The organism is Clostridium sp. (assembly GCF_026168755.1).
Lineage (GTDB): Bacteria > Bacillota > Clostridia > Clostridiales > Clostridiaceae > Clostridium.
Genome location: NZ_JAPFDR010000085.1, coordinates 1 through 5337 on the forward strand (window position 1 = coordinate 1; position 5337 = coordinate 5337).

Sequence of the window (5337 nt, forward strand, 5' to 3'; positions counted from 1 at the left end):
TAACGACTTAGGCTTGAAAAGCCTAACGCGTCAATATATTAAAATTCATTAAACTTAAAGAACCGCCGTGTACCAGACCGGTACGCACGGTGGTGTGAGAGGTCGGTAGATAAAATAATTATCTACCTCCTACTCGATTATGAAATATATAATAAAAGAAGTTTTATTAACGATTTCGTTAATAAAAAACAAAAAAATATTAAATTAAAATATAAATATTATCAAAATAAGAAAAGTTATAAAAATAATCAATTATATTGATTTTGAAATGGAAATAATATACAATTACTTTATAAAGGTAATAAATGTAAAATATTTATACAAATAGGAAACGATTCCGGTTACTGTTCCAAAAATTTTTTGATATATAAATATTTTATATAGTAAAGTAATTATTTTAAGGGAGAGAGAATTTATGAAGATTAAAAAACTATTAGCCATTGCACTTGCAACAACATTAGTGGCAAGTGCTTTTGTAGGATGTGGAAGTAAAGAGAAGGGTGATGACTCTACAAGTACTTCTGCTAATGAAACTACAGAAACAGAAATTTATTTTTTAAATTTTAAGCCTGAGATTGCAGATGTATATAAGAAGATTGCTGAAGACTATGAAGCTGAAACCGGAGTAAAAGTGAAAGTTGAAACTGCAGCAAGTGGTACTTATGAACAAACATTAAAATCAGAAATAGCAAAGAAAGACGCTCCAACAATATTCCAAATTAATGGTCCAGTTGGATATGAATCTTGGAAGGATTACTGTTTAGATTTAAAGGATACAGAGCTTTATGATCATTTACTTGATAAAAGCTTAGCAGTTACAAGTGGGGATGGTGTATATGGTATACCTTATGCCGTTGAGGGATATGGAATTATATATAACGATGAAATAATGCAAAAATATTTTGCACTAGAAAATAAAGCAACAGATGTTGAATCTATGGATGATATCAATAATTTTGATAAATTAAAAGAAGTTGTAGAAGACATGGAAGCTAACAAAGATAAGTTAGGAATTGAAGGTGTATTTGCATCAACTTCAATGGCTTCTGGTAATGCATGGAGATGGGAAACACATTTAGCAAACATACCATTATATTATGAATTTAAAGATAATGCAGGTGAAGATGGTGATGCTTTACAAGCTGGATTAGATGCTAATGAAATTGAATTTAAATATAACGAGAACTTCAAGAATATATATGATTTATATACTGATAATTCTGTTTCAGAAAAAGGTGTTTTAGGAAATAAGAGTGTAGATGATGCAATGGCTGAATTTGCTTTAGGTGATTGTGCTATGGTTCAAAATGGTAACTGGGCTTGGTCACAAATAAATGGTATAGATGGTAATACTGTTAAAGAAGAAAATATTAAGTTTATGCCAATATATACAGGTATGGATGGTGAAGAAAATCAAGGGCTTTGTATTGGTACTGAAAACTATTTAGCTATTAATAGCGAAGTTTCAGAAGAAAAGCAACAAGCTTCTATTGATTTTATAAACTGGCTATTTACAAGTGATACAGGGAAAGCTTATGTTACAGGTGACCTAGGATTTATTGCTCCATTTGATACATTTAATGATGATGAAAAGCCTGCTGATCCATTATCAAAAGAAGTTATTAATTGGATGGAAAAAGAAGATTTAGAAACAGTTAAATGGACATTCCAAGCATTCCCAAGCCAAAGCTTTAAAGATACTTTTGCTGGTGCTTTACTTGAATATGTTCAAGGTACTCAAGATTGGGACTATGTTGTACAAACTGTAAAGGATTCTTGGAAGTCTGAAAAGGCTGAATAATATTTAAATGAAGGCAGCATATAGATATGTGCTGCCTTTAATATTAAATATATTAATCTATAAACATAGAAGTACAATATTTATAACATAATAAAAGTATAATTTTTTATATAGGGGGAAGAGAATATGCAAAAGAGTATGAAAAAATATTTTGGGTTATTTGCCTTACCTACATTAATAGCTTTTGTAATAGCATTTTTAGTGCCATTTGTAATGGGAATTTATTTATCTTTTACTAAATTTACTACTGTAACTAATGCAACATTTGTAGGATTAGATAATTATAAGAAGGCATTTTCAAGTCCTGAATTTATTAATGCTTTAATTTTTACCACTAAATTTGTTGTTGTATCAGTTATAACTGTTAATGTATTTGCATTTGCATTAGCATATCTTTTAACTAGAAAATTAAAAGGTACAAACATATTTAGAACTGTATTTTTTATGCCTAATTTAATTGGAGGAATAGTTTTAGGTTATATATGGTTAATAATCTTAAATGGAATCCTTAATTATTTTGGTGTTAATTTAACATATGATCCTAAGTATGGATTTTGGGGATTAGTCATCTTGCTTAACTGGCAACAAATTGGATACATGATGATTATATATATAGCAGGTATTCAAAATATACCTGGAGAATTGATAGAAAGTGCTAAAATCGATGGAGCATCTAAATGGATGACTTTGAGAAAAATTACAATTCCACTAGTTATGCCATCAATAACTATATGTCTTTTCTTAACTATGTCAAATGCATTTAAATTGTTTGACCAAAACTTAGCATTAACTGATGGAGCACCAGGAGGAAAGACAGCAATGCTTGCTTTAGATATATATAAGACATTCTATAATAAAGTAGGTTCAGAAGGTGTAGGACAAGCAAAAGCAGTAATATTCTTCTTAATAGTTGCAGTAATAATGTTACTTCAATTAAGTATTACTAGAAAGAAGGAGGTTGAAAATTAATGGAAGCAAAATTAAACACTAAAAAAGATATAGAATTAAAATATACTCCTAAAAAGAAAAATAATATATTGTTTTATATTATTTTAACAGCTTTATCAGTACTATTTTTAGCACCTATATTTATAGTATTATACAATTCATTTAAAGGTAAATTATATATAAGTAGGACACCTTTTGCTTTACCAAATGCAACAACTTTTTCTGGATTAGATAACTATATAAATGGTATAGATAAGACAGGATTTATTTCTGCTTTTGGGCTATCTGTATTTATAACTATATGCTCAACAGCTGTAATTATTTTATTTACATCAATGACAGCTTGGTATATTACAAGAGTAAAATCAAAAGTTACAAGCTTTTTATATTATTTATTTGTGTTTTCTATGATAGTACCATTTCAAATGGTTATGTTCACAATGAGTAAAATAGCAAATATGTTAAGTCTAGATAATCCTATTGGAATTATAATAATATATATTGGGTTTGGAGCTGGACTATCTGTATTTATGTTTAGTGGATTTGTTAAATCAATTCCTATAGATATTGAAGAAGCAGCTATGATAGATGGATGCAATCCAATACAAACCTTTTTCTTAATAGTATTGCCATTATTAAAACCAATAGCCATTACAGTAGCTATTTTAAATGTAATGTGGATATGGAATGATTATTTGCTTCCAACTTTAGTTTTAGGTTCAGATTATAAAACATTACCTATGGCAGTACAATATTTACGTGGTGGATATGGTGCTGTTGATATGGGAGCTATGATGGCTGTTTTAGTTCTTGCTATTATACCAATAGTAATATTCTACTTAGTTTGTCAAAAGCATATTATAGAAGGTGTTGCAGCTGGAGCTGTAAAAGGATAAATAATAAAAAATAAATCTCTATTTATTGATAAAGCAAATCTATTAATAAATAGAGATTTTTCTTATTATAATTTAATATTTTTATTAGAAAGAAAGATTCAAAGAAACTATTGTTACTATAATTATTGTAGTAAAAATAGGTATAACAACAGATGTTACAAATATATCTTTATAGCTTTCTTTATGAGTTAATCCACAAATTGCTAAAGTAGTTATAACAGCACCATTATGAGGTAAAGTATCTAATCCACCTGAAGATAAAGAAGCAATTCTATGTAATATTTCTGGGGAAATAGATAATTTCTCACTCATTTCAATAAAGGTTGGAGCAAGTGCAGATAATGTTATTCCTAATCCACCAGAAGCAGAGGCTGTAAGGCCGCAAATTATATTTACAGAAATAGCTTCTGAAATAATTGGATTAGAGGAAATATTCATAATAGTAGTTTGGAGTGAGGTAAAAATAGGCAATACCTTAATTATAGCACCATATCCAACTATAGCACTAGAATTTAATAAAGGAAGAAAAGAGTTTTTAACACCCTCACTAAGTGTATTATTTAAACTTTTAAGCTTCTTATAATTTAATAAAATAATATAAATTATTGAAAGTATTATAGCGATTATTACACTCCATGTTCCAGAAGCTTCATCTAGTGTGATACCATATTGAGTTAAATAACTTCCATCAGTATTAGGAAAATAAAATTTTGAAAGTGTAAAATTAGTAATAAATATTATTAAAATAGGTATAATAGATACAAATATACTTGGTAAATTTTCATTAGAATCAATTTTACTTGTATCAGTATGCTTTCCATATCCTTCACCATTATTTCTTGCCTTTTTAGATCTTCTTATAAGCCATAGCATTCCTAAACTAAACATAATAATACTTGCTATTAGACCAATTAACGGTGCTGCAAATGTATCAGTACCAAAATATCTCATTGGTATTACATTTTGAATTTCAGGGGAACCAGGCATAGCTGTCATTGTAAAAGTAAATGCACCTAAAGCAATAGTTCCTGGTATAAGTCTTTTTGGTATATCTGCTTCTTTAAACAAAATATTTGCCAATGGATATAATATAAAAGTAACAACAAATAAAGATACGCCACCATATGTTAAAAGTGCTCCAGATAGAACAATAGCAAGAATTGCTTTATCTTTTCCTAGTTTTGTTGTAATAAATGATGCTATAGATTTACCATAACCTACTTCATCTATTAATTTTGCAAAAATAGCTCCTGTTAAGAATAATGGAAAATAGCTTTTTACAAAGTTAGCAAATCCACTCATATAAACTTCTGTATAATTAGCCATTAAATGACTATTAAGGCCAAGTGAAATTAGTAGGGTTAATAGTCCAACTATAGGGGCGGTAATTATAGTAGAATAGCCTTTATATGCTAAATACATAATAAGTGATAAAGAAATTATTAATGTGATTAAACTTATCATTTGTTTTCTCCTTGTATAAAATTAATTAAATTTATTATATGTACTTAAGTAGAAAAGTATTATATAATACATATTAAAAGATAATAATTATTATGCGAATCAATATTTAAAATTTTAATAAAAAAAGAAACATTGCAATAAAAATTAGTTAGAATTAAAGTATGAAAAAAGAAACAATTCTTAAACTAATTGAATTATATTGCTATGTTTCTGCTATCTATGATAGCA

At 27.9% G+C, this 5337-nt stretch carries 4 protein-coding genes; 3 read left to right on the plus strand and 1 reads right to left on the minus strand.

Annotation, left to right across the window (positions count from 1 at the left end; all coding sequences use genetic code 11):
* Positions 1–415: 415 nt before the first annotated feature.
* The 3 genes from Q0Y03_RS14980 (at position 416) to Q0Y03_RS14990 (ending at position 3645) form a co-directional block, all read left to right on the plus strand.
* Entirely contained in the window at positions 416–1801 is a 1386-nt protein-coding gene (locus tag Q0Y03_RS14980; protein ID WP_297714599.1) for an ABC transporter substrate-binding protein, read from the plus strand.
* 126 nt (positions 1802–1927) lie between these two features.
* Positions 1928–2770 carry a sugar ABC transporter permease gene (locus Q0Y03_RS14985; protein ID WP_297714600.1) on the plus strand — a complete coding sequence of 281 codons (843 nt, stop codon included), beginning with the start codon at positions 1928–1930 and terminating at the stop codon, positions 2768–2770.
* Positions 2770–3645 (plus strand): carbohydrate ABC transporter permease, encoded by an 876-nt coding sequence (locus Q0Y03_RS14990; RefSeq protein WP_297714601.1) that lies wholly within the window; start codon positions 2770–2772, stop codon positions 3643–3645. Before Q0Y03_RS14985 ends, Q0Y03_RS14990 begins: the two co-directional genes overlap by 1 nt.
* An 84-nt stretch (positions 3646–3729) precedes the next feature.
* Here the strand turns inward: Q0Y03_RS14990 and Q0Y03_RS14995 are convergent, their stop codons facing one another.
* On the minus strand, positions 3730–5109 hold the full coding sequence (locus Q0Y03_RS14995; RefSeq protein WP_297714602.1) for a GntP family permease: 1380 nt from the start codon (positions 5107–5109) through the stop codon (positions 3730–3732).
* Positions 5110–5337: the final 228 nt, after the last annotated feature.

Bases quoted from the DNA above. Each gene is read 5' to 3' on its own strand.
- Q0Y03_RS14985 (WP_297714600.1), top strand. From the start codon at position 1,928: ATGCAAAAGAGTATGAAAAAATATTTTGGGTTATTTGCCTTACCTACA.
- Q0Y03_RS14995 (WP_297714602.1), bottom strand. From the start codon at position 5,109: ATGATAAGTTTAATCACATTAATAATTTCTTTATCACTTATTATGTAT.
- Q0Y03_RS14990 (WP_297714601.1), top strand. From the start codon at position 2,770: ATGGAAGCAAAATTAAACACTAAAAAAGATATAGAATTAAAATATACT.
- Q0Y03_RS14980 (WP_297714599.1), top strand. From the start codon at position 416: ATGAAGATTAAAAAACTATTAGCCATTGCACTTGCAACAACATTAGTG.